This window comes from Paracoccus sp. L-17, from assembly GCF_056857655.1.
Genome location: NZ_JBSXNM010000042.1, coordinates 1 through 23,402, shown reverse-complemented (window position 1 = coordinate 23,402; position 23,402 = coordinate 1). Strand labels below are relative to the sequence as shown.

The 23,402-nt window shown below is 65.5% G+C and carries 23 protein-coding genes; 18 read left to right on the top strand and 5 right to left on the bottom strand.

Annotation, left to right across the window (positions count from 1 at the left end; all coding sequences use genetic code 11):
• Positions 1-6 precede the first annotated feature (6 nt).
• From AC13CR_RS12255 to AC13CR_RS12220, 8 genes are all read left to right on the top strand, one after another.
• On the top strand, positions 7-828 hold the full coding sequence (locus AC13CR_RS12255) for an IclR family transcriptional regulator (RefSeq protein ID WP_292956438.1): 822 nt from the start codon (positions 7-9) through the stop codon (positions 826-828).
• Entirely contained in the window at positions 825-2,000 is a 1,176-nt protein-coding gene (locus AC13CR_RS12250) for an acetyl-CoA acetyltransferase (RefSeq protein ID WP_446232117.1), read from the top strand. The genes AC13CR_RS12255 and AC13CR_RS12250 overlap by 4 nt, the downstream gene beginning before the upstream one ends.
• Entirely contained in the window at positions 1,997-3,583 is a 1,587-nt protein-coding gene (locus AC13CR_RS12245) for an acyl-CoA synthetase (protein ID WP_446236664.1), read from the top strand. The genes AC13CR_RS12250 and AC13CR_RS12245 overlap by 4 nt, the downstream gene beginning before the upstream one ends.
• An 8-nt stretch (positions 3,584-3,591) precedes the next feature.
• Complete coding sequence (locus AC13CR_RS12240) at positions 3,592-4,398, top strand: PCC domain-containing protein (protein WP_446233890.1); 807 nt, start codon at positions 3,592-3,594, stop codon at positions 4,396-4,398.
• Positions 4,395-5,162, top strand: coding sequence for an SDR family NAD(P)-dependent oxidoreductase (locus AC13CR_RS12235; RefSeq protein ID WP_292956450.1), 768 nt, complete (start codon positions 4,395-4,397; stop codon positions 5,160-5,162). Before AC13CR_RS12240 ends, AC13CR_RS12235 begins: the two co-directional genes overlap by 4 nt.
• A 55-nt stretch (positions 5,163-5,217) precedes the next feature.
• Positions 5,218-5,394, top strand: coding sequence for a hypothetical protein (locus AC13CR_RS12230; RefSeq protein ID WP_292956453.1), 177 nt, complete (start codon positions 5,218-5,220; stop codon positions 5,392-5,394).
• Positions 5,395-5,473: 79 nt separating this feature from the next.
• Positions 5,474-6,310 (top strand): fumarylacetoacetate hydrolase family protein, encoded by an 837-nt coding sequence (locus AC13CR_RS12225; protein WP_446233889.1) that lies wholly within the window; start codon positions 5,474-5,476, stop codon positions 6,308-6,310.
• Between the two features lie 13 nt (positions 6,311-6,323).
• Entirely contained in the window at positions 6,324-7,283 is a 960-nt protein-coding gene (locus tag AC13CR_RS12220) for a 2-hydroxyacid dehydrogenase (protein ID WP_292956459.1), read from the top strand.
• Positions 7,284-7,364: 81 nt separating this feature from the next.
• On the opposite strand, the gene AC13CR_RS12215 is transcribed toward AC13CR_RS12220, so the two are convergent.
• Together AC13CR_RS12215 and AC13CR_RS12210 are read right to left on the bottom strand one after the other, a co-directional pair.
• Positions 7,365-9,482 (bottom strand): protein-disulfide reductase DsbD family protein, encoded by a 2,118-nt coding sequence (locus tag AC13CR_RS12215; RefSeq protein ID WP_293013499.1) that lies wholly within the window; start codon positions 9,480-9,482, stop codon positions 7,365-7,367.
• Positions 9,479-10,249: a DsbA family protein gene (locus AC13CR_RS12210; protein ID WP_482900835.1), complete on the bottom strand. Its 771-nt coding sequence runs from the start codon at positions 10,247-10,249 to the stop codon at positions 9,479-9,481. The genes AC13CR_RS12215 and AC13CR_RS12210 overlap by 4 nt, the downstream gene beginning before the upstream one ends.
• Positions 10,250-10,986: 737 nt before the next feature.
• Here AC13CR_RS12210 and AC13CR_RS12205 point away from each other — a divergent pair.
• Together AC13CR_RS12205 and AC13CR_RS12200 are read left to right on the top strand one after the other, a co-directional pair.
• Entirely contained in the window at positions 10,987-11,355 is a 369-nt protein-coding gene (locus tag AC13CR_RS12205) for a c-type cytochrome (RefSeq protein WP_482900857.1), read from the top strand.
• A gap of 16 nt (positions 11,356-11,371) precedes the next feature.
• Entirely contained in the window at positions 11,372-12,103 is a 732-nt protein-coding gene (locus AC13CR_RS12200) for a DsbA family protein (RefSeq protein WP_292956471.1), read from the top strand.
• Between the two features lie 47 nt (positions 12,104-12,150).
• On the opposite strand, the gene AC13CR_RS12195 is transcribed toward AC13CR_RS12200, so the two are convergent.
• Positions 12,151-12,357 carry a heavy-metal-associated domain-containing protein gene (locus tag AC13CR_RS12195; RefSeq protein ID WP_292956474.1) on the bottom strand — a complete coding sequence of 69 codons (207 nt, stop codon included), beginning with the start codon at positions 12,355-12,357 and terminating at the stop codon, positions 12,151-12,153.
• Between the two features lie 139 nt (positions 12,358-12,496).
• On the opposite strand from AC13CR_RS12195, the gene AC13CR_RS12190 reads away from it, so the two are divergent.
• From AC13CR_RS12190 to AC13CR_RS12155, 8 genes are all read left to right on the top strand, one after another.
• On the top strand, positions 12,497-15,013 hold the full coding sequence (locus AC13CR_RS12190; RefSeq protein ID WP_446236182.1) for a heavy metal translocating P-type ATPase: 2,517 nt from the start codon (positions 12,497-12,499) through the stop codon (positions 15,011-15,013).
• Positions 15,014-15,026: 13 nt separating this feature from the next.
• Positions 15,027-15,446, top strand: a complete 420-nt coding sequence (cueR, locus tag AC13CR_RS12185; RefSeq protein ID WP_292956480.1) for a Cu(I)-responsive transcriptional regulator — start codon at positions 15,027-15,029, stop codon at positions 15,444-15,446.
• A gap of 14 nt (positions 15,447-15,460) precedes the next feature.
• Positions 15,461-15,877 carry an ion channel gene (locus AC13CR_RS12180; protein WP_292956483.1) on the top strand — a complete coding sequence of 139 codons (417 nt, stop codon included), beginning with the start codon at positions 15,461-15,463 and terminating at the stop codon, positions 15,875-15,877.
• A 504-nt stretch (positions 15,878-16,381) separates the two neighbouring features.
• A complete protein-coding gene (locus AC13CR_RS12175; RefSeq protein WP_292956486.1) occupies positions 16,382-17,359 on the top strand; it encodes a TRAP transporter substrate-binding protein in 978 nt (325 codons plus the stop codon).
• Between the two features lie 65 nt (positions 17,360-17,424).
• Positions 17,425-18,015 carry a TRAP transporter small permease gene (locus tag AC13CR_RS12170; RefSeq protein WP_292956489.1) on the top strand — a complete coding sequence of 197 codons (591 nt, stop codon included), beginning with the start codon at positions 17,425-17,427 and terminating at the stop codon, positions 18,013-18,015.
• Positions 18,015-19,301: a TRAP transporter large permease gene (locus AC13CR_RS12165; RefSeq protein WP_292956491.1), complete on the top strand. Its 1,287-nt coding sequence runs from the start codon at positions 18,015-18,017 to the stop codon at positions 19,299-19,301. Before AC13CR_RS12170 ends, AC13CR_RS12165 begins: the two co-directional genes overlap by 1 nt.
• Before the next feature lie 3 nt (positions 19,302-19,304).
• Positions 19,305-20,474, top strand: a complete 1,170-nt coding sequence (locus AC13CR_RS12160; protein WP_292956494.1) for a CaiB/BaiF CoA transferase family protein — start codon at positions 19,305-19,307, stop codon at positions 20,472-20,474.
• Positions 20,467-21,249: an enoyl-CoA hydratase gene (locus AC13CR_RS12155; RefSeq protein WP_446232963.1), complete on the top strand. Its 783-nt coding sequence runs from the start codon at positions 20,467-20,469 to the stop codon at positions 21,247-21,249. Before AC13CR_RS12160 ends, AC13CR_RS12155 begins: the two co-directional genes overlap by 8 nt.
• A gap of 82 nt (positions 21,250-21,331) precedes the next feature.
• On the opposite strand, the gene AC13CR_RS12150 is transcribed toward AC13CR_RS12155, so the two are convergent.
• Both AC13CR_RS12150 and AC13CR_RS12145 read right to left on the bottom strand, forming a co-directional pair.
• The gene (locus AC13CR_RS12150) at positions 21,332-22,441 is read right to left on the bottom strand and encodes a nucleoside hydrolase (protein ID WP_292956500.1); all 1,110 of its coding nucleotides are present in this window, start codon (positions 22,439-22,441) and stop codon (positions 21,332-21,334) included.
• Positions 22,442-22,453: 12 nt separating this feature from the next.
• Positions 22,454-23,170, bottom strand: coding sequence for an ABC transporter permease (locus AC13CR_RS12145; protein ID WP_482900834.1), 717 nt, complete (start codon positions 23,168-23,170; stop codon positions 22,454-22,456).
• Between the last annotated feature and the right edge of the window lie 232 nt (positions 23,171-23,402).

Genomic DNA, 23,402 nt, shown 5'->3' with positions numbered 1-23,402 from the left:
TCCGCGATGCAGACCGGCGCCCGGCATCGACACGACCCCGAGCCCGCTCCGGCGGGGTCGGGCGCGCAATCCGTCGAACGGGCGCTGGCGCTGCTGTCGCTGGTCGGGCGTGGCGGCGATGCGGGCCGCGGGCTGGCCGGGCTGGTCAGCGAAACCGGCCTGTCGCGCCCGACGGCGCGGCGGCTGCTGATGGCGCTGGCCGGTGCGGGACTGATCGAACAGGACGGCGCGACGCGGCGCTATCATCTGGGCCCCGAGGCGTTTCTGCTGGGATCATTGGCGGCGTCGCGGCACGGCATGCTGAACCACGCGGCCGACAATCTGCGCCGTCTGGCGCGGGCGACCGGCGACACTGCCTTCATCTCGGTTCCGCAAGGCGATCATATCCTGTGCCTGCACCGCGAGGACGGCGATTTTCCGATCCGCACCCATGCGTTGCAGAAGGGCGACCGCAATCCGCTGGGGGTGGGCGCCGGCGGTCTGGCGGTGCTGGCCGCCATGCCCAAGGCGCGTGCCGATGCGGTTCTGGCGCGGTTGCAGGACGCGCTGCGGCAAAGGATGGGCGCAGCCTCGGATCGTCTGGGCGCCGATGTGGATCTGGCGCGGGAACGCGGCTATGCCGTCAATCCGGGACGGGTCGTGGCCGGTTCATGGGGCATCGGCGTGGCGATCCTGTGGCCCGACGGCACCCCCGCCGCCGCGCTGTCGCTGGCCGCGATCGAGGCCCGGATGGGTTCCGATCGCCAGCCGCGGCTGGCGGCCCTGCTGCACGACGAGGCGCGGCTGATCGAGGCGGCACTGGCCGCCGGCAGAAAGGAACGGCAATGATGCAGAATGATCCGCTGATCGTTGGCTGGGCACATACGAAATTCGGCAAGTCCGAGGCCCCCGACACGATGGCCCTGATGGCCGAGGTGGCGCGGCCGGCGCTGGACCATGCCGGGATCCCGCCCGACGCGGTGGACGGCATCTTCGCGGGGGTCTGGAACAACGGTTTCAGCCGGCAGGATTTTCAGGGTGCGCTGGTTGCGATGGGCACACCGGAACTGGCGGGCGTGCCCTTCATGCGGACGGAGAACGCCTGCGCCACCGGCTCGGCCGCGCTGTATGCGGCGGCGGATTTCATCGCTTCGGGGCGGGGCCGCACGGCGCTGGTGATCGGGGCCGAGAAGATGACCGCGACCCCCGTGGCCGAGGTCGGCGACATTCTTCTGGCGGCCAGCTACGTCGCCGAGGAGGCCGATGTCGAGGGCGGCTTCGCAGGCGTCTTCGGCCAGATCGCCGGCAGCTATTTCCAGCGCCATGGCGACCGGTCCCACGAGATGGCGATGATCGCCGCCAAGAATCACGAAAACGGGATGCGCAATCCCCATGCCCACATGCAGAAGGATTTCGGCATCGCCTTCTGCAACACGATTTCCGACAAGAACCCGCGCGTGGCCGGGCCGCTGCGGCGCACGGATTGCTCGCTGATCTCGGACGGGGCGGCGGCGATCGTGCTGGCCGATGTGGAAACCGCCGCCGGGCTGGCGCGGGGGATCGGGTTCCGGGCGCGGGCTCAGGCGGGCGATCTGCTGGCCCTGTCGCGGCGCGACCCGATCGCTTTCGAGGGCGCGCACCGGGCATGGGCCGCGGCACTGGCTCGGGCCGGGCTGGCGATCCATGATCTGGATCTGGTCGAGACGCATGATTGTTTCACCATCGCCGAGATGATCGAATACGAGGCGATGGGGCTGGCCCCCGCCGGGCAGGGCTGGCGGGCGATCCGCGACGGCGTGACCCGGTTCGACGGGGCGCTGCCGGTCAACCCCTCGGGCGGGCTGAAATCGCGCGGCCATCCGATCGGCGCGACCGGCGTCAGCCAGCACGTCATGGCCGCGATGCAGTTGATGGCCGAAGGCGGCGCCATGCAGGTGCCGGATGCGGCGCTTGCGGGCGTGTTCAACATGGGCGGGGCGGCGGTCGCGAATTACTGTTCCATCCTGGAGCGGGTGAGATGAGCCCGTTGCAGCCGCCGGTTTCGACACGGGTGATGAACCTGGCCACCTTCCTGACGCAAGCGGCGCGGCGGGTGCCGCAGGACGTGGCGCTGGTCATGGGCGATGCGCAATGGACCTGGGCCCATTTCGAGGCGCGGACCGATGCGCTGGCCTTGGCCTTGCAGGACATGGGCCTGGACAAGGGCGACCGGGTGCAGTGCCAGTCGCAGAACTGCATGGAGATGATGCAGGCCATGTTCGCCGTCTGGCGCGCGGGCGGCGTCTGGGTGCCCGCGAATTACCGCCAGACGCCCGAGGAACTGGTCTATCTGACCGAAAGCTCGGGCGCGCGGTTCATGATCTGCAATGCGCGTTTCCCCGATCACGCGGCGGCCTGCGCCGGGGCCGCGCCGGACCTGCGCCTGCTGGCTTTCGGGGATGCCGATTTCGGCCCCTCCGTAAGCGCGCTGACCGAGGCGCATCTGGGCCGGCATCCGCAGGTGGCGGCGGTGGATCGCGACGATCCCTGCTGGTTCTTCTTCACCTCCGGCACGACCGGGCGGCCCAAGGCATCGGTGCTGACCCATGGGCAGATGGCCTTTGTCGTCACCAGCCATCTGGCCGACCTGATGCCGGGGCTGACGCCCGAGGATGCCTCGCTGGTCGTGGCGCCGCTGTCGCACGGCGCCGGGGTGCATCAACTGACCCAGGTGGCCCGCGCGGTGAAGACGGTGCTGATGCCCTCGGACAAGTTCGACGTGGCGACGGCCTGGAAACTGGTCGAGGTCTGGCGCGTCTCGACCATCTTCACGGTGCCGACGATCCTGAAGATGCTGGTCGAGGATGAAAGCCTGGACCATTTCGATCATACCTCGCTGCGCTACGTCATCTATGCCGGCGCACCGATGTATCGCGAGGATCAGAAACGCGCCTTGGCCGCGCTTGGGCCGGTCCTGGTGCAGTATTTCGGGCTGGGCGAGGTGACGGGCAACATCACCGTCCTGCCCACATGGCTGCACAGCGCGGATGACGATGCCCGCGAAGGCACCTGCGGCTTTCCCCGGACCGGCATCGAGGTGCAGGTGCAGGACGATCAGGGCCGCGCGCTGCCGCCCTTCGAGACGGGCGAGTTGTGCGTGATCGGCCCGGCGGTCTTCGCGGGCTATTTCGACAACGCAGATGCGAATGCCAAATCCTTTCGCGACGGCTGGTTCCGCACCGGCGATCTGGGCCACATGGATGCGCAGGGCTTCGTCTATATCACCGGGCGGGCGTCGGACATGTATATCTCGGGTGGCTCGAACGTCTATCCGCGCGAGATCGAGGAAAAGATCCTGACCCATCCGGCGATCTCCGAGGTCGCGGTGCTGGGCGTGCCCGACCGCAAATGGGGCGAGGTCGGCTGGGCGATCTGCGTCTGCCGCCCCGGCGAAAGCGCGACCGAGGACGGGGTGAAGGATTTCCTGGCGGACAGGATATCGGGATACAAGCGGCCCCACCGGGTGCTGTTCTGGCCGGAACTGCCGAAATCGGCCTATGGCAAGATCACCAAGAAGCTGATCCGCGAGGCGCTGGAGGCGCAATCCCTGCTGGACCGCGCATGAAGGGCCGCATGATCCATCCCGGCCCGCGCGCCACGGCGCGGGTGCAGGCCGTCCGTGCGAGGCTGCGGCGGGTTTCGGGCCGGGTTCGCGCCGGTCAGGGCGTGATGGACGCGGTGGCCGCGATCTTCGAGGCTGCGGGCTGCCGGGGCGGGATGCTGCGGCTGGACGGCACTGTCTGCGATCCGCTGCATTACGTTCTGCCGGCATTCTCGCGCGACGGGCTTCACGCGGCCTGGTATTCGGACCGGATCGCGCTGGAGGGGCCGACCCTTGTCGGACCGGCCACGGCCATCATCGGGCAAAAGGATGGCGCCACGTTCCTGCATTGCCACGGCATCTGGCAGGATCGCATGGGCCATCTGCTGCCGCTGGATTCGGTGCTGGCCAGGGATGCCGTCCTGCACGGGATCGGCAGCGACGATGCCTGGTTCGAGGCCCTGCCCGATGCCGAAACCGCCTTTACCCTGTTCCAGCCGCAGGGCGGTGGCACCGGCGGCGGGCTTCTGGCGCGGCTGCGGCCGGGCGAGGACGTGGCGACGGCCATTGCCTCGCTCTGCGCCGAGCACGCGATCACCGATGCCCGCATCCACGGCGTCGGCAGCATCGACCATATCCGCTTTCAGGATGGCGCTTGCGTCGATTGCATGGCGACCGAACTGCATTTCGCGGGTGCGGTGCTGCGCGATGGCCGCCCGCATCTGCCCATCGAGGTCGTCGATACCGATGGCCTTGTCCATTCGGGCGTTCTGGCCGAGGGTGCAAACCCGGTCGGCGTCACCGTCGAAATCGTCATCGAACCGGAGGAAATGTCATGAGCCATGAGGCAAAGGTCGCATTGGTCACGGGGGCCGCGCGCGGCATCGGGCTGGCCAGCACGGAGCTGTTTCTGGAACAGGGCTGGCGCGTCGTCATGGTCGATCGGGACGCCGAGGAACTGACCAGCGCCGCCGCCGCCCTGAAGGGCGTGCATGTCATTGCCGCCGACATTTCGGACCGCGAACAGGTTCAGGCGATGGCGGCCGAGGCGTTGCAGGTCTTTGGCAGGGTGGACGCGCTGGTCAACAATGCCGGCGTGGCCCTGTTCGGCCGTGTCGAGAACACCGGTTACGAGGCCTGGCGCGAGGTCATGCAGACCAATCTGGACGGGGTTTTCCTGTGCTCGCAGGCGCTGGTTCCGGCGCTGACCGACAGCAAGGGCGCAATCGTGAACATCGCCTCGATTTCGGGGCTGCGCGCCTCGACCCTGCGGGTGGCCTATGGCACCTCGAAGGCGGCGGTGATCCACATGACCAAGCAATTCGCCGTCGAACTGGGCGAAAAGGGCATCCGTGTGAATTGCATCGCCCCCGGTCCGGTGCGCACCAAGCTGGCGATGGCGGTTCACGCGCCGGAAATCATCGCGGCCTATTACGACGCCATTCCGCTGAACCGCTACGGCGAGGCACGCGAGATCGCCGAGGGGATCGTGTTTCTGGCCTCTGGCAAGGCCAGCTTCATCACCGGGCAGGTTCTGGCCGTCGATGGCGGTTTCGATGCGGCGGGGGTCGGCCTGCCCGCTCTGCGGCGTGGCGAGGGCTAGAAACCGGGGCGGCAGGGACCGCGTTGGACAGCGGACATCGCGACAGGAGGATGCCATGACCACCAACCATGTGCCTTTCGACATTCCCGAGGATCTGCGCCGCGGGCTGGCGGTCGAGGCCGCGCGTTCGGGCAAGAGCCAGTCACGGATCGTGGCCGAAGCGCTGGAAAAGGCCGGGATCGACCGGGTCAGCGCCGATGATATGGACAAGCTGATGCACGGATCGCAATAGGCCGCCCGGCTCTGGCCCCGGTTCGCGTAATCTGCAAGTTTGTCCGGCGACATCTGAATGTGCCGAAGGAGGGCGGACAGTGAAATTCTTGCGTTATGGCGAAGCCGGGGCCGAACGGCCCGGGCTTCTGGACCGCGATGGCCGCATCCGCGACCTGTCGGACCATATCGACGATCTGCGCGGCGCGGTGCTGGGCGATCTGGCTGCGCTTTCCGGGCTGGATCCGGCCTCGCTGCCGCTGGTCGAGGGCGCGCCCCGCCTGGGGCCGCCGGTCGCCGGCACCGGCAAGATGATCTGCATCGGGCTGAACTATGCCGATCACGCCGCCGAATCCGGCATGGCCGTGCCGCCCGAGCCGGTGATCTTCATGAAGGCCACCAGCGCCATCTGCGGCCCCGACGATCCCATCGTGATCCCGCGCGGCAGCGAAAAGACCGATTGGGAGGTCGAACTGGCCGTCATCATCGGCAAGACCGCGAAATATGTCGGCGAGGCCGAGGCGATGGATCACGTCGCAGGCTTCGCAATCGCCAACGACGTGTCCGAACGCGCGTTTCAGGCGGAACGCCAGGGTCAGTGGACCAAGGGCAAGAGCTGCGACAATTTCGGACAGATCGGCCCCTGGCTGGTCACTCCGGACGAGGTCGCCGACCCGCAGGCGCTGGCCATGTGGCTGAAGGTCAATGGCGAGACGCGCCAGAACGGATCGACCGCGACCATGGTCTACAAGGTTCCGTTCCTGATCCATTACCTCAGCCAGTTCATGTCGCTGCATCCGGGCGACGTGATTTCGACCGGGACTCCGCCCGGCGTCGGGATGGGGATGAAGCCGCCGCGCTATCTGAAGGCGGGCGATGTGATTGAACTGGGCATCGAGGGGCTGGGATCGCAGCGCCAGGATGTGGTGGCGGATTGAAAAGGATCGCGACATGACGCCAGAACTTGTGCAAATCTCGCCCCTGCGGGCCATCGTTTCCGAGCGGCTTTCCGAAAAATTCGTGATCCACCGGTTGTGGGAGGCGGAAGACCCCGATGCGCTGCTGGCCCAGATCGGGCCGCGCGTGCGCGGCCTTCTGGCGGGCGGCACGCGGATCGACGGGTCTTTCATGGACCGTCTGCCGGCGCTGGAAATCATCGCCGCGTTCGGTGTCGGCTACGACCAGATCGACGCCGAGGCGGCGGCCGGGCGCGGCGTGGTGGTGACGCATACACCCGACGTTCTCAGCGACGAGGTGGCCGATATCACCATTGCTCTGCTGATCGGCACGATCCGGCGCCTGCCGCAGGCGCAGGATTACCTGCGCGCCGGGAAATGGGCGGAGCAGGGGGCCTTTCCGCTGACCGCCAGCCTGCGCGGACGCAAGGTCGGCATTTTCGGGCTGGGCCGGATCGGCAAGGCGATCTGGAAGCGGCTGGATGCGATGGGGCTGGAAGTCGCCTATTGCGGACGAAACCGCCAGGACCTGCCGCTGAATTATTTCGACGACATCACCGAACTGGCCCGTGCCTGCGATGTCCTGATCCTGGCCGCGCCGGGAACCGAGGAGACGCAGGGAATCGTCGATGAGGATGTTCTGGACGCCTTGGGCCGCGACGGGTTTCTGATCAATATCGGCCGGGGCGCCCTGGTGAACGAGGCCGATCTGGCGGCGGCGCTGGCCCAGGGCCGGATCGCCGGGGCCGGGCTGGACGTCTTCGCCGACGAACCGCACCCGCTGCCGGCACTGCTGGAGGCGCCCAACACCATGTTGCTGCCGCATGTCGCCTCGGCCTCGGACCATACGCGCGACGCGATGGGGCAATTGGTCGTGGACAACGTGACAAGCTGGTTCGAACGCGGCCGTCCGGTCACGCCGGTCCCGGAATCCCGATCGCTGTTGACGGAATAGGCCGGGCCGTCACTGTCCGGCCCGGCCCGCGGCTGGCCGCGATCGCGGCCCGACAGGATCAGCGGCCTATCGGCTGGCGGGTCACTGTTCGGCGATCTGCGAGGCGCCGGCATCGGACAGCGCGCGAAGGACAGCCTCGGTCGACAGGATCTCGGGCAGGACGATGCCTTCCGGCGCATTCGGGCCGTAGGCGACGTTGAACGGAATTCCGAACCGCCCGAAGCTTTCCAGATAGCGGGATATGGCTTCGTCGGGCCGCGTCCAGTCGGCCTGCATGGCGATGATGCCAGGTTCGCGCAGGCGCGAGACGACCGGCTCTCGGTCGAGGACAAGTGCCTTGTTCGCCTTGCAGGTCAGGCACCAGTCGGCGGTCACGTCCACGAAGACGACCTGCCCGGTCGAGACATGGCGGGGGATCGCGGCGCGGTCGAAAGCGGCCCAGTCGGTCGCCACGCCGGGAACGGACCTGCTGTCCGTATCGGACAGGAAACCCGCCACCGCGATCGCCAACACGACCAGCGCGGCGGAACCCGGAATCCTGATCACCGCCGGCACCCGGCCCAGCGACAAAAGCCCCGCCACCCCGATGCTGGCCAGCCCGACCCAGAGGGCGGTCCGCCGGCCCGCCACGCCGCCGAGAACCCAGAACAGCCACAGAGCCGTCGCTGCAAGCGCAAGGCCCAGGACCACCTTCAGCACGATCATCCAGCGCCCGGGCCTGGGCAGTCTTTGAACAAGTCGCGGAAAGGCGGCGACGACCAGGTAAGGAACGGCCAGGCCGGCCCCCAGGGCCGTGAAGACCACCACGATGTCGACAGCCCGCCCGGCCAGGGCAAAGGCGATCGCCGTGCCCAGCAGGGGGGCCGAACAGGGCGTGGCGAGAATGGCCGCAAAGGCGCCTGTCGCGAAATCGCCGCCATAGCCTTTTCCGCCGCCGGCACGGGCCAGCCGCGTCTGCCACGATGACGGCAGCGCAATCTCGAAAAAGCCGAACAGGTTCGCCGAAAAGACCACCAGCACGACCAGCATCACCGCCAGAAAGACCGGGTTCTGGAATTGCAGACCCCATCCCACGGTCAGACCGAAAGCCCTGATGGCAATCGTCGCTGCGGCGAGAATCCAGATGAACGCCATCACGCCAAGGGCCGAGACGGCAAATCCGCGGCGGATGCGCGGCAGCGACTGGCCGCCGGATTTGACCGCCGAGGACAGCTTGATCGACAGCACCGGCAGCACGCAGGGCATCACGTTCAGGATCAGGCCGCCGAGAAAGGCGACGACGGCGATCCAGGCCAGTTCATCCAGGCCGGGCACCAGTTCGGCGACGCTGAAGGGCGGCGGCGGGGCCGCGTCGGTCAATCCCGCCTGAATTGTGGCGGCACGCTCGCCGTCGGTGATCGTCACCTGCAACGCGGGAGGGTCATCCTGTGCCGCCAGGATCGGAAGCCGGGCCCAAAGCAGCCGCCCCCCGTCGCCCAGCCGTATATCGGGTTTGCCGAAGGCGGTGAATTCGCCCATTTCCGGAAAGACATCCGGCGTCCTGAACGGATCCTCGCTTCTTGCGGTCAGTGTCAGATTCGTCATCTCCGCATCCACGGATGCGGCGTCGATCGTGATTCCGCTTTCCGTGCCATCGTCCGGCACCCGCGCCGCATAGGACGAAATCAGGCTTGCGGAGGCCTGGTCGATTCCGCTGCCGCGCGGCAGGTCCAGCGAAAGGTCGAAATCCTGTGGAACGCAGACGGTCGAACAGGTCAGCAGGCTGACCCGGGCCCGCAATTCGACAGGGGCATCCGGATTCTTCAGCGTGATGCTGATCGGAAAGACGACCTCTTCATGATAGCCGAAATTCTCGATCCCGAAGGCGGTGAATCGCTGGGGCGCGGGCCACAGAAATTCGGTCTCTGCCACGTTGCTGGACCCCGACCAGTCGATCGAGGGCGGGATCCCGACCTCTCCGGGCGAGCGCCAGTAGGTCTTCCAGTCCTTGCCCAGTCGAAGATAAAGCCCCGCCGAGATCGTCCCTGCGCCCGGAGCGACGCCGTTTTCGGCCGTCAACAGGCGGGCTTCGATGGCCGGGTTGCTGAAACTGTCCGATTCCGCGGCCCAAGTGGCGGTTGCAGAGACGAAAGCCGCCATCAGGGCGACGATCAGGCAGCGGATGACCCGATCGACCCGGCCCGGGATGTTGTTTTTCACGTCTGTCGGCATACCGAAGTCCAGCCTTCCTCTTGTTCCTGGGCGGCGACATCCAGAATGGTGCCTTCGCTGACCTCGCCCTGGATCGCCGTTCGGCCGATCACCGTCCCGGGCGTGCCGATGAAGGCCAGTATCCGGGCCAGTGCCGCGCTGTTTTCAAGGTCACGGATAACGCTGTCGCTGTCCATGTCCGCGAACATTTTCGCCTGGTCTATACCGATATCCTGCGCAAGAACGCGAAGATATTCGGGCGTGACCTGAAACGGCGTCTTCATGAGACGTTCATGGAACGCCGCATAGGCCCCCTGGATTCTTGCCGCCAGTGCCGCTTTCGCGGCCAGCGTCGAGGCCTGACCCAGAAGCGGCCATTCATGCACGATCACCCGGATGCCGGCGTCGGGACGCGCCTCGATGGCCGAAAGCCGCTTGGTCAGCACACGGCAATAGGGGCAGTAATAATCCGAAAAGAACGCCACCGGAACAGGCTGGCCGTCCCTCGGGGTTTCGCCATAGAGAGAGGCGCAGATATTCTGCCGGACCCTGGATTCGACATCCGCCAGGTTGCTTCGCGATTGCGGCTTCAACCCGAAGAACGGGTCAAAACCGGTCGAACTTTCGCCGCCCGCCAGCCGCCGGAAACCGGACGGGTCGTTCATCTTCTCGAAGACAAGCTTGTCCCCGCCCCAGCCCGGAACGATCCGAAAGCCGGCATACAATGCCGCGAGCCCGGAAAAAATCAGCAGCGTTCGTCGTTTCTCGGAGGTCATTTCGGCGGGTTCGCTTTCATTGCGATCGGTTCACAATCCCATTCGGCTTGCGGAGGCCAGGGCACCCGCGCGGCCATCGTCACGATTCCGCCCGAACCCGGGACGATCCCGGGAAGGCGGACAATATCAACCTGCGGCCCTGATGCCCAGCCGACGCGCAGTGGCCGGGGTTGGCTGCGCCGGGGCGCGCGGCCGCGTCCTCAGTGTCGCCATCTCGGCCGACGGAGGCCGGGTTTTTCCGTGACATCGCTGCATGTCCGGCCTTCTGCCTGTCCGGTGGATGGTCCGATCTCGTTGGCGACCTCCTGCGCGGGAAGGTCAATGCGACGAACCGATCCGGAATTCACTTTTATGTCAGGCTGATTGGGCTTGACCCTCCTGCGCTGGAAGGCGGTCACGGCTGATCGGAAGGGAACGGAAACGGCAGCGTCCGGAAGATAGCCGGTCGATGGATTCGACCGTGGACGTTTCCTTGTGGCCGGGATAGCCAGAACGCCGATGCCTGATCGCCCGATGACCGGCGCTGGAGAGGCGCGCAATTTCGTTTCGGTCGCGGGCAATTCCGGCGATTGGCAATTTCACCGACAGATGTCCGGTCGCGTCCCGGCGGGCATGATGACCTGGGAAGGGTGAGACGGATGCGAACATATTCAATCGTCGCCGCGCTGGTCCTGATCGCCGCCGGCATCGGTTTCGGGTTCTGGCGCCAGAGCGGAACGGATGCCGCCACGGGCGCGATGCCGAAAACCGTCGACATTGCGAAAGGTCAGCAGCTCTATGCCGAATCCTGCGCCGCCTGCCACGGCGCCAATCTCGAAGGGCAGCCCGATTGGCGCCAGGCCGGTCCCGACGGCGTTCTGCCCGCGCCGCCGCATGACGAGACGGGGCATACATGGCATCATGCCGACCGGATGCTTTTCGACTATACGAAACTGGGCGGCAAGGCGGCTCTTGCGCGTCAGGGCATGGATTTCGCCAGCGGAATGCCCGGTTTCGGCGACCAGTTGTCTGATGCCGAGATCTGGAACATCATCGCCTATATCAAATCGACCTGGCCCGAACGCGAGCGTGCGATCCAGGCCGAACGGAATGCTGACCCCGGTTAGCGGAAAGGACATAGAAATGCGATTCATTCGACATGCGGTCATGGCCACCAGCCTTGCGATCCTGCCGCTTGCCTCGGCGGCACAGGAGCCCAGCGACGAGCGGATCAAGGAACTGGCGTTGCAGGCCATCCGCGAAAATCCGCAGATCATCATCGAGGCGATCCAATCCCTGGAAGCCGATCAGGCCGCCGCGCAGTCGCAGGCGCAGTCGGATGTCCTGACGAACCAGCGCGATCTGCTTGAACGCGACCCGAATGCGCCGGTTCTCGGAAATCCGGACGGGGATGTGACCGTCGTCGAGTTCTTCGACTACAATTGCCCCTATTGCAGACGGGCCATGGCCGAGGTCGAGGGTCTTGTAGAAGACGATGAAAATGTCAGGCTTGTCTATCGCGAATGGCCGATCCTCGGGGAGGGATCGGTGTTTGCCGCGCGTGCCGCCCTGGCCTCGCGCGAACAGGGCAAATACGAGGAATTCCATCTGGCTCTGATGGGGATGCAGGGGCGGGCGGAAGAAGCCTCGGTGATGCGGATCGCGGAAGAGATCGGGCTGGATGTCGAGAAATTGCGCGCCGACATGGCCGCGCCGGAAGTCGACGAACATATCGCGACCTCCCGGCGGCTGACGCAGGCGCTTGGCTTCAACGGCACGCCGTCCTTCGTGATCGGCGACAACCTGGTTCCGGGCTTTGTCGAACAGGAACAGCTCGGCGCCCTGGTCGAGCAGGTGCGCAGCGCGGCGCAATAGGATCGACGGGCCGCTTCGGCGCCGGGCTGCCCGGCGCCGAACAGGACTCAGGTTGCGGCCGGATCCGCCACCTCGTAGCCCGCATCGCGGATCGCTTCGGATACGGCGCGGTCGCTGAGAAAGCTTTCGACCGAAACGGTGTGGCTGCCAAGATCGCAATTGACCTTCGCCGTCGGGTCAAGCGCCTTGACGGACTTTTCGATCGCCGCCGTGCAGTGACCGCAACTCATGCCGGGAACGCTGAAGTTGCTCATGTTCATCTCCTTTGTCTGCGCCGACAGGTGGGTGCTTCCAGCACGGGAAGGTCAAGGGGGAAACAAATTCGCCTCGAAACACTTGACCTTCCAGTAGGTGGAAGCCTTATGTGACGATCCAGCAGTGTAGGAGACAACCATGCCAGCTTCACAAAATCTGCGGATCCCGGTCCAGAACATGTCCTGCGCGTCCTGTGTCGGTCGGGTCGATCGCGCGATTTCGGGGCTGCCCGGCGTCGATGAGGTCAATGTGAACCTTGCGGCGGAGACGGCGCAGTTCCGGATCGATTCCGCCGATCGCCTTCCGCAGGTGGTCCAGGCGCTGGACAGCGCCGGCTATCCCGCCCGCACCCGGAAGGTGCGTCTTGCCATTTCGTCCATGTCCTGTGCGTCCTGCGTCGGCCGCGTCGACAAGGCGCTGGCGGCCGTTCCCGGCGTGACCGAGGTCAATGTCAATCTTGCGTCCGAAACCGCGACCGTGACCTTCGTGGAAGGGGCGGTTGAACTGGACGCGCTGATCCGGGCCGCAGATGCGGCCGGCTATCCCGCGAAGGCCGCCGATGAGACCCCGGTGGAAGAGCGGGGCGAGCGCAAGCAGGCGGAAGTCCGCGCGCTGGCCCGCAAGACCGCCTTCGCGGCGGCGCTGGCCTTGCCCGTCTTCATGCTGGAAATGGGCACGATCCTGATTCCGGGAATGCATGATCTGGTCGCGCGGACAATCGGCCAGCAGACAAGCTGGGCGATCCAGTTCGTGATGGTGACCATCGCGATGTTCGGCCCCGGTCGGGATTTCTATACCAAGGGTATTCCCGCGCTGGTGAAAGGCGCGCCGGACATGAACAGTCTGGTCGCGGTGGGCACCGGGGCTGCCTACCTTTATTCCGTCACGGCGCTATTCGCGCCCGCACTGCTGCCCGAGGCGTCCCGCGCCGTCTATTTCGAGGCAGCGGCGGTCATCCTGGCGCTGATCCTTCTGGGTCGGTTCCTGGAAGCCCGCGCCAAGGGCCGTGCGGGGGCGGCGATCCAGAAGCTGCTGGGCCTTCAGGCCCGGACCGCCCGCGTCCTGGTGGATGGCGAGCCGCAGGAAATCGCGATCGAGCGCATTCGCGCCGGCGACGTTCTTGTCGTGCGGCCGGGCGAACGCATCGCCGTGGACGGCGAGGTGACCGAGGGCAGCGCCCATGTCGATGAAAGCATGATCACGGGCGAGCCGATTCCGGTGGCCAAGTCCGCGGGCGATCCGGTCACCGGCGGCACCGTCAACGGGGCCGGCAGCTTCCAGTTTCGTGCCACGCGCGTCGGTGCGGACACGACGCTGGCGCAGATCATCCGCATGGTGGAAGACGCGCAGGGCGCCAAGCTGCCGATTCAGGGCCTGGTCGACAGGATCACGCTGTGGTTCGTGCCCGCGGTGATGGCCCTTGCGGCGGTGACCGTGCTGGTCTGGCTTCTGGTCGGGCCATCGCCTGCCCTGTCCTATGCCGTGGTGGCGGGCGTATCGGTGCTGATCATCGCCTGCCCTTGCGCTATGGGGCTTGCGACGCCCACCTCGATCATGGTCGGGACCGGCCGCGCCGCGGAAATGGGGGTGCTGTTTCGCAAGGGCGATGCCTTGCAGCAATTGACCTCGGTCGATGTCGTGGCGCTGGACAAGACCGGCACCGTCACCGAGGGCCGACCCGAACTGACCGATCTGGAACTGGCCGAAGGGTTCGACCGCGCCGAGGTGCTGGGGCTGGTCGCCGCTGTCGAGGAACGGTCCGAACATCCCATCGCCGAAGCGATCGTCCGCGCCGCCCAGTCCGAGGGCGCTGCCCGACAGGAAACCGGGAATTTCGAATCGATCACCGGTTTCGGCGTGCGCGCGACGGTATCGGGTCGCGACGTGCTTGTCGGCGCCGACCGGCTGATGATCCGCGAAGGGCTTTCGATCGACGCGCTCGCGGAGGCCGAAACGCGACTCGCCTCGCGCGGTCGCACTGCCCTGTTCGCCGCCGTGGACGGACGTGTGGCTGCGGTCTTCGGCGTCGCCGATCCGGTGAAACGCTCCAGCGCCGAGGCGATTGCGGCGCTGCACGATCTGGGCCTGAAGGTCGCGATGATCACCGGCGACAAGCGCGAGACGGCCGAGGCCATCGCGCGCGAGACCGGCATCGACCATGTGATCGCCGGTGTCCTGCCCGATGGCAAGGTCGCCGCGCTTGACGACCTGCGCGCCGACGGACAGCGGATCGCCTTTGTCGGTGACGGTATCAACGACGCACCCGCGCTGGCCCATTCCGATGTCGGCATCGCGATCGGCACCGGGACCGATGTCGCCATCGAATCGGCCGACGTCGTGCTGATGTCGGGCGATCTTCGCGGAGTCGTGAACGCATTCGACGTATCGACACGAACCATGCGCAACATCCGCCAGAACCTGTTCTGGGCTTTCGGCTACAATGTCGCCCTGATCCCGGTCGCGGCGGGCGTGATCTATCCGGTATCGGGATTGCTGCTGTCGCCGATGCTGGCCGCCGGCGCCATGGCGCTGAGTTCGGTCTTTGTCCTGACCAACGCCTTGCGGCTGCGCCGGGTCCGTCCGGTCATGGAAGAGACCGGCAAGGGTCCGGAAAGGTCGGGGTCGCCCACCGTTTCCCCGGTCGCCGCAGAATAGAAAGGGCCACGACATGAATATCGGAGATGTTGCCACCCTGTCCGGCCTGCCGGCCAAGACGATCCGCTACTACGAGGATATCGGTTTCGTGAAGCCGCTTCGCAGCCAGAACGGCTATCGGATCTTCAGGGAAAGCGACGCGCACAAGCTTGCCTTTCTCGGCCGTGCGCGCGCCCTGGGCTTTTCCATCGAGGATTGCCGCAATCTGCTTGCGCTCTACGAGGACGAAAGACGCGCAAGCGCCGAGGTGAAGGATATCGCCGGCCAGCACCTGAAGCGGATCGACAGAAAGATCGCGGAACTTGTGGAAATGCGCGCGACCCTTGCGCATCTTTTCGAGGCCTGCGCCGGAGACCACCGACCGGATTGTCCCATCCTCGCCGACCTTGCCACGAAAGGCCCGGACGGCGAGGTGCTGGACAGGACCGGCTGAGGGAATCCGAGAATTTGGTCTGGTCCCTTTTTCTGGCGGTCGCCCTGTTCGGGCTGAGCGGGCTGGTTCATCTTCGCGCGATGAATCTGGTGATGAGATTCGGCGACAGCCCCGGATTGTCGGGATCGGGGCGGGTTCTGGTGGCACTCTATACGCTGGGGATCGCCCATGTCGTTGAAGCCGGCCTCTATGCGGTCGGCTTCAGCATGGGTGAGGCATTGGGCATCGGGGGTTTTGAACAGGATATCGTCGATTCGTTCATGGATGTCTTCTACTTCTCGCTCGTCAATTATTCGTCTCTTGGGCTGGGCGATATCTATCCCACCGGGCATTTGCGGTTCCTCGCCGGCATCGAGGCTTTGAACGGATTTCTTCTGATCAGCTGTTCGGCCTCGACGATTTTCCTGGTGGTGACCAAGCGCGGGAACTGACGGATCGCACGTCCCTCGCTGTCTGGCGCCGGTCCGGGTCGGCGCAGTCTGCGCGCCTGGTTCCCAAGCTTGCGGACGACGAGGCTGGACCGGTTCATGCACTGCGCGCGCCCATCGTCAGGGCGCGCTTTCGCCTTTCAGATTCCATCGCCGGCAGCGTCAATACCCATGCCGCAACCCGGCCGGATTGCGGACCGGTGCGAAGCGGGTTGACCGGCTGCGGAATCATTCATTATACATAATACAAAATTACGCCAGATTGTCGGAGGAGGGACATCGGGTGGTTCGCGCGGCCGAAATGGCGGTTACCCCACGGCGAATGCGGTGCGCTGTCCAGCCTTGACGGGGGCGAGGCACGAAGCCGCCGCAACAGCGGCCGCGCGACCCAAGGATCTGGTTCAGGACTGCTTGCCATCATCCGGTCAGCGGTGCTTCCCGCCCCCGTCAGAGGAGGACGAGGGGCGGGCCAACAGGCGAAAACAACGCAAACAGGGAGGAGACAAGATGAATATCAAGGGATTGCTGGCTGCCGCAGTCATGGCCGCCTTGGGCATGGCCACGCAGGCTGCCGCGCAGACCGAGATCAAGTTCGGCCATGTCGGCGAGCCGGGTTCGCTGATGGATCTCAGCGCCACCGAATTCGCCAAGCGCGCGAACGAGAAGCTGGGCGACAAGGCCAAGGTCGTGGTCTATGGATCCAGTCAGCTGGGCAACGACAAGGCAATGCTGCAGAAGATCAAGCTGGGCACCGTGGATCTGGCGCTGCCCTCGACCATCATGTCCTCGATGGTGCCGATCTTCGGTCTGTTCGAGATGCCCTATCTGGTCCAGAACCGCGACCACATGAAGAAGATCCGCGACGAGATCCTGCTGCCGTCGATGGCGCCGCCGGCCGAGGATGCGGGCTACAAGATCATCGGCGTCTGGGAAAACGGCTTCCGGCAGATCACCAACAATGTCAGGCCCATCAACACGCCCGCCGACCTGGCCGGGATCAAGCTGCGGGTTCCCGGCGGCGAATGGCGGGTGAAGATGTTCCAGGCCTATGGCGCCAGCCCCAGCCCGATGGCCTTCTCCGAGGTGTTCGTGGCGCTGCAGACCGGAGTGATGGACGGGCAGGAAAACCCCTATGCCCAGATCTATCCGTCGCGCTTCTACGAGGTGCAGAAATACCTGTCGAAAAGCAACCACGTCTATACGCCGGCCTATGTCGTGGCCGGACGGTCGTGGGGCAAGTTCGATCCCGAGGTGCAGCAGGTGCTGCAGGACACCGCCGTTGAAATGCAGGATGTCGTCTACGAGATCGCATCCGGCCTCGACACCGAATTGCTGCAGAAGCTGATCGACGAGGGGATGGAGGTGAACGAGGTCGATACCACCGCCTTCATCGACGCCAGCAAGCCGATCTACGACGAATTCTCCCAATCGGTCGATGGCGCCGCCGAACTGATCAAGAAGGCGCAGGATCTGGCCGCCCAATAAAGGCCGCCAGGGCGGGCCGGACGGAACATCCGGCCCGCCCGATCCGACATTCCGGGGAGATTTTCATGACTTCGTTCACGCTTCGGCGGGGTTTCGAGACCCTGCTCGAGGTCATCACCGCGCTGATCGTGGCGGCCCTGACGGCCCTGATCGTGGCGGGAACGGCCTTTCGCTATTTCGGATCGGCGCTCAGCTGGTATGACGAGGTCGCCTCGATCGGACTGGTCTGGATGACCTATTTCGGCAGCGCGCTGGCGGCGCTGAAGGGCGCCCATATCGGCTTTCCCGGACTGGTCAACGCGATGCCGGTCCGCTGGCGGGTCGCCGCGACGATCTTTTCGGAAATCTGCGTCTTCGGCTTCTTCGGGCTTCTGGCCTATGCCGGCTGGCAGGTTCTGATGATCCTCGAGGGCATGACGCTGGTCTCGCTGCCGAATGTCTCGGTCCAGCTGACGCAATCCATCATCCCGCTGGGCGCGGTGCTGTTCATGATCGCCGAGGCGGTGCGCCTGCCCGAACTGATGCGCGACGCGCGGGGCGGGGGCTTTGTCGATCACGAGATCAGGGAGGCGCTTGGCGACATCTCGAACACGCCGCTGGAACAGGACGATGCCAGCGTGCCGTCCCGTGCCCACGCCCATCGCGGAGAACGCTGATGACCATCGGATACATGCTTGTGGGAATGTTCGGTCTGGCGCTGCTGAACGTGCCCATCGCGGTGGCGCTTGGCATCGTCGCCATCCTGGCCATCGTCATCGTGCAGGGCGCGGACATGCTGCCCAACCTTGCCCTGACCATGTTCGAGGGCGCCTCCAGCTTTCCGCTGCTGGCCATTCCGCTGTTCGTGCTGGCAGGGTCGATCATGAATGCCTCTTCGATCTCGCGCCGCCTGATCGCGCTGGCCTCGGCGCTGGTCGGCTTCGTGCGGGGCGGGCTGTCCTTTGTCGTCATCGGGGCGTCCATGTTCTTTGCCGAGATTTCCGGCTCGGCCGTGGCGGGTGTTGCGGCGCTTGGCTCGATCCTGATCCCCGCGATGCGCAAGAAGGGATATTCCAAGGAATTCTCGGCGGCGATCTGTTCGTCGGCCTCCAGCCTTGCGATCATCCTGCCGCCGTCCATTCCGATGATCCTCTATGCGGTGATGGCGCAGCAATCGGTCGTCAAGATGTTCATCGCGGGCTTCGGCCCCGGCATCGTCGGCGCGATCTGCCTGGCCGTTGCCGCCTATGTGCAGGCACGGCGCCACAATTTCCCGGTCGAGGAACGGTTCCAGCTGTCCAATGTCTGGCTGCGCTTCAAGGAGGCTGGCTGGGCGCTGCTGCTGCCGGTCATCATCCTGGGCGGCATCTTCGGCGGCATCGTCACCGCCACCGAGGGCGCGGCGCTGGCTGTCGTGGCGGCCTTGTTCATCTCGGGCGTGATCTATCGCGAATTCGATGTCCGCGCGCTTTACAAGTCGCTGGTCGACAGCGGGGTGCAGACGGCGGTGGTGATGCTGCTGGTCGCATCATCCTATCTGATCGGCGGCTTCCTGACCGAGGCGCAGCTGCCCCAGCAACTGGCCCGCGCCATCGGCGGGGTCACCGAGAACAAATACCTGATCCTGATGATGCTGAACGTGGCCTTCCTGATCCTGGGCATGTTCCTGCATTCGGCGGCGGCGATCATCCTGGTCGTGCCGATCGTGATGCCGATGGTGCTGGCGGCCGGGATCGACCCGGTTCACTTCGGGCTGGTGGTGACGCTGAACCTGGCCATCGGTCAGCAGACGCCGCCTGTGGCCTCGGTCCTGATTGCTGCCTGTTCCATCGCCAAGTCCGACATCTGGGAGACGACCAAGGTGAACCTGCCCTTCATCGGCGCGCTGCTGGCGCTGCTGCTGATCAGCACCTACCTGCCCGCGATCTCGCTGCTGCCGGTCCGCCTGATCTACGGAGGTTAAGCCATGTCCGACAAACCGCTGCCGCTGGAGGGAATCCGGGTTCTGGATGTCAGCCAGGTCATGGCCGGGCCATTCTGCTGCATGTTGCTGGGCGACCTGGGCGCCGATGTGATCAAGGTGGAACCCCCCAGTGGCGATCAGACCCGCAGCGCGATGGGATTCAGGCTGAAGGGCGATGACAGCCTGGGTTTCCTGAACATGAACCGCAACAAGCGGTCCATCGCGCTGGACCTGAAATCCGACGAGGATCGGCGGATCTTTCTGGAACTGGCCAAGACCGCCGACGTGATCGTCGAGAATTATCGACCCGGCGTCGTGAAGAGGCTGGGCATCGATTACGACACGGTGGCGGCGATCAATCCGGGCATCATCTATGCCAGCATCTCGGGCTTCGGGCAGACCGGGCCGTGGTCGCAGCGGCCGGGTTTCGACCTGATGGCGCAGGCGGCATCCGGGATCATGTCGATCACCGGCCATCCCGATGGCCCGCCCGCGAAATCGGGCGGGCCGCTGGCCGATATCGGCTGTTCGCTGTTCACCGTCTACGCGATCCTCGCCGCCCATATCGGCAAGCAGAAGACGGGCGAGGGGCAGTTCATCGACGCCTCGCTCTACGAGGCCGGGCTGTCCTTTGCCGTCTGGGACATCTGCGATTACTGGGGCACCGGCATCGTCCCCGGACGGATCGGCACCGCCAACCGCATGGCCGCGCCCTATCAGGCGGTCCGCGCCAAGGATGGCCATTTCGTGCTGGGCGCCAACAACGACCGCCTGTATCGCCGCCTCTGCGAGACGATGGGCCGTGAGGATCTGACGGACCACCCCGATTACGCGACGAACGCGCTGCGGATGAAGAACCGCGATGCGCTGATCGCGGATCTGGAAACGACGCTGGTGACGCGCACGCGCCAGGAATGGGTGCAGGCGCTGCTGGATGCAGGGATTCCCGCCGGCCCGATCCTCGATTACGCCGAGGCTCTGGGCAACGAACATGCCGACGCGCGCGACATGGTCATGCCGATCAACCACCCGATCGAAGGCGAGGTGAGGAATATCGGCTTTCCGGTCAAGCTGCGTGGCACGCCCCAGCGGGTGCGCCGCCATCCGCCACTGCTGGACGAACACCGCGCCGAATTGCTGCGCGAACTGGGTATCGAGGTCGCCAATGGCTGATGCCGCCGGAAAAGGCGATGTCCATCTGCGCATCGAGGGCCCGGTCGCGCATGTCACCTTTGACCGGCCCGCCGCCCGCAACGCGATGACCTTCGCAATGTATGCGCGGCTGGGCGAGGTCTGCGACCAGCTGGAGGCCCGCGACGATCTGCGCGCCATCGTCTTTCGCGGCGCGGGCGGGGCCTTTGTCGCCGGCACCGACATTTCCGAATTCACCGCCTTCGACAGCGGCGCGGACGGCGTCGCCTACGAAGACCGGATCGATGCCACGCTGGCCCGGCTGACGCATCTGCCCGCGCCGACCTTGGCGGTGATCGAGGGCGCGGCCGTCGGCGGCGGGCTGGCCATCGCAGCCGCCTGCGATCTGCGGATCGTCACGCCCGAGGCGAAATTCGGCGTGCCGATCGCCCGCACGGTCGGCAACACGCTGTCGGCCGCCAATATCGCCCGGCTTGTCCGTGCCTTCGGCGATGGTCCGGTGCGTCGGATGCTGCTGCTGTCGGAGTTTCTGGACGGCGAGACGGTCCACCGTCTGGGATTCTCCGGCGCCTGCGTGCCGCCCGACCGGATCGAGGCCGAGGCCGACCGCCAGATCCGCCGGCTGACCGAGGCCGCGCCGCTGACCGTCGCCGCCTGCCGCGACCTGTTCGGAAGGCTGGCCGATGCCGCCCCCGATGACCGCGACGTGATCGCGCGCATCTATGGCAGCCGCGACTTCCGCGAGGGCGTCGGCGCGTTTCTGGCCAAGCGCAAACCGGAATGGAGCGGGACCTAGGGCACCGGGCGTTGAACCTGGCAAATTGCTGCCCGTCGCGCAACCAGGGACGCGGCGCCGAACCGTGAAGGATCCCGATCCGTCAGGGCGCGCGCTCAAGCGCCCTGTAGAAGTCTTCGAAGATCGCATCGCGGTTGACGTCATAGGCTTCCAGCATCGGGTGGCGACCCGCGGGATGCTGCCAGTACAGTTCGGGATCCAGGACTGGCGAACGGGTCATGTGCGTCGAGACGTAGGTTGCGTCGAACAGCCATGCGACATTGATGATGTCCCACAGAACCCAGGTCTTCGTCTCGGGTTCGGTGATGACGTATTTCTCGTGCAGCGGGTTGTGGGTGTAAAGATGGTGCAGATAGTCGCCGATCGACCCTTTGCCCTTCACGAACCGTTCCATCTCGGGCAGCGATATCCGAAGTTGCGCGCCGACATGGTATCCCGGCAGATAGACATGCGGCACGCCACAATCGAACAGCAGCCGCGAGGACAGCCTGTCCTGCACGAGGTTCAGCGACGGTGCGTTGCAGAACGGCGCGTAGGACGGGAAGGACGCCGTCCAGACCACGACGATGGTGTTGATGATGTCGGGCGCCATCAACAGGGCCGAGGCAATGTTGGTCAGCGCGCCCATCGCAAGGATATACAGCGGCTCGTCGGGTGCGGCACGTGCGCGGTCGATGATGAATCGTGCCGCCTCGGTGTCCAGCGGGCTGTCGAAATCGTCCAGATAGGCCGGCGATCCGCGATGGACCATGCCGTCGGGATCGACGCCGCAATGGCCGAACACCCGGATGATCTCGTGATAGGATTGTTCGGCGCCCTCGTCGGGCAGCACGAACTTGATGGATTCAGGGTCGGTGCCTGTCTCGACGATGCGTTGCGCCCAGCCGGCGAAGCCGCCCATGAACTTTTCTTCCTCGGCATTGCCCGGCCCGCCGCGCTTCAGGATCCGGACGCTGCGCAGCATGCCCTCGCGATGATGCGCGAAGGAATAGGGTTCGGCGGTCACGCCCTCCAGCTTCAGCCGGTCGGGCGACAACAGCGCCCAGGCCAGCGCATATTGATCGTCGATCTCGTTGGCGGTGTCGGTGTCGATGATCACCCGCGCCGGATTCTCTGGCCGTTGCAGGCGCGCCTTGACGAAATCGGGGTCCAGCCGCGGGAAACGGGCAAGCACCTGTTCGGGGATGGTCATGTGACGGGCTCCTTAATTGCCGAACCCCTTGCCGAACGCCTCTTCCTTGATGAAGCGCTCCGAGATGATCAGAAGGATGATCCCCGGCAAGGTGACGATGAGGGTGATCCCTGCCGCCGATGCATCCAGCGTGCCGCCCGCGATCTTCGAGAACAGCAGCGTCGGCAGGGTGATGATCTTGCCCTGACCCAGAAAGAAGGTCAGCAGGAAGATGTTGGTCGAGACGAGAAAGGTGAACAGCGCCCCGGCCACCACGCCGGGCAGCAGCATCGGCAGCGTCACAAGACGCAGCACCTGCCAGCGGCTGGCCCCGAGGATGATCGCCTGTTCCTCGAAATCGCGTCCCAGCCCCTGATAGACGGCGGTCAGCATGCGGACCATGTAGGGGATCGTGGGAATCAGGTGCGCGATGATGATGCCGAAATAGCTGCCCGCCAGGTCCAGCCGGATGAACATCATCAGCAGCGCGATGCCGATGGCGGCCTCGGGCACGATCAGCGGCATCGACAGGAAGAACTCGAACGCGCTTTTGCCGCGGAACCGTTCGCGGGCCAGCACCCGTGCCGCCGGCAGGCTGATCGCAAGGCAGATCACGGTCACGGCCAGTCCGATGCCCACGGTGTTCAACGTTGCTTCCCAGATGCGGCTGTAGGGCGACAGGACATAATCCCAGGCCAGCGGCATCATGGATTTGCCGCGCTGCTCCAGCCACCAGGTGCCGGGCAGCATGTCGGGCCAGGCCCACCGGAAGGCAAGGCTCTGGATGATCAGGGGAATGAAAGGGCCCAGAACGAAACCGGCGACGATGATCAGATAGAACTTCTCTAATGACCGCAGTCAAGCCTTGCTCGCAACACACGACGGCCGCCCGAATTGATCTGGCGGGTTGCTCGATTATGAATGCGGCGGGCAGGATGCCGGGGCAATGTGCGACGGCTGATCATACTCTAATCCGCGCGTT

Coding starts and splice junctions, on each gene's coding strand:
- AC13CR_RS12160 (WP_292956494.1), top strand. CDS start 19,305: ATGTCCGACAAACCGCTGCCGCTGGAGGGAATCCGGGTTCTGGATGTC.
- AC13CR_RS12255 (WP_292956438.1), top strand. CDS start 7: ATGCAGACCGGCGCCCGGCATCGACACGACCCCGAGCCCGCTCCGGCG.
- AC13CR_RS12190 (WP_446236182.1), top strand. CDS start 12,497: ATGCCAGCTTCACAAAATCTGCGGATCCCGGTCCAGAACATGTCCTGC.
- AC13CR_RS12175 (WP_292956486.1), top strand. CDS start 16,382: ATGAATATCAAGGGATTGCTGGCTGCCGCAGTCATGGCCGCCTTGGGC.
- AC13CR_RS12205 (WP_482900857.1), top strand. CDS start 10,987: ATGCCGAAAACCGTCGACATTGCGAAAGGTCAGCAGCTCTATGCCGAA.
- AC13CR_RS12195 (WP_292956474.1), bottom strand. CDS start 12,357: ATGAGCAACTTCAGCGTTCCCGGCATGAGTTGCGGTCACTGCACGGCG.
- AC13CR_RS12165 (WP_292956491.1), top strand. CDS start 18,015: ATGACCATCGGATACATGCTTGTGGGAATGTTCGGTCTGGCGCTGCTG.
- AC13CR_RS12170 (WP_292956489.1), top strand. CDS start 17,425: ATGACTTCGTTCACGCTTCGGCGGGGTTTCGAGACCCTGCTCGAGGTC.
- AC13CR_RS12240 (WP_446233890.1), top strand. CDS start 3,592: ATGATCCATCCCGGCCCGCGCGCCACGGCGCGGGTGCAGGCCGTCCGT.
- AC13CR_RS12230 (WP_292956453.1), top strand. CDS start 5,218: ATGACCACCAACCATGTGCCTTTCGACATTCCCGAGGATCTGCGCCGC.
- AC13CR_RS12245 (WP_446236664.1), top strand. CDS start 1,997: ATGAGCCCGTTGCAGCCGCCGGTTTCGACACGGGTGATGAACCTGGCC.
- cueR (WP_292956480.1), top strand. CDS start 15,027: ATGAATATCGGAGATGTTGCCACCCTGTCCGGCCTGCCGGCCAAGACG.
- AC13CR_RS12210 (WP_482900835.1), bottom strand. CDS start 10,249: ATGACCTCCGAGAAACGACGAACGCTGCTGATTTTTTCCGGGCTCGCG.
- AC13CR_RS12220 (WP_292956459.1), top strand. CDS start 6,324: ATGACGCCAGAACTTGTGCAAATCTCGCCCCTGCGGGCCATCGTTTCC.
- AC13CR_RS12145 (WP_482900834.1), bottom strand. CDS start 23,170: ATGCTGCCCGGCACCTGGTGGCTGGAGCAGCGCGGCAAATCCATGATG.
- AC13CR_RS12235 (WP_292956450.1), top strand. CDS start 4,395: ATGAGCCATGAGGCAAAGGTCGCATTGGTCACGGGGGCCGCGCGCGGC.
- AC13CR_RS12200 (WP_292956471.1), top strand. CDS start 11,372: ATGCGATTCATTCGACATGCGGTCATGGCCACCAGCCTTGCGATCCTG.
- AC13CR_RS12150 (WP_292956500.1), bottom strand. CDS start 22,441: ATGACCATCCCCGAACAGGTGCTTGCCCGTTTCCCGCGGCTGGACCCC.
- AC13CR_RS12250 (WP_446232117.1), top strand. CDS start 825: ATGATGCAGAATGATCCGCTGATCGTTGGCTGGGCACATACGAAATTC.
- AC13CR_RS12155 (WP_446232963.1), top strand. CDS start 20,467: ATGGCTGATGCCGCCGGAAAAGGCGATGTCCATCTGCGCATCGAGGGC.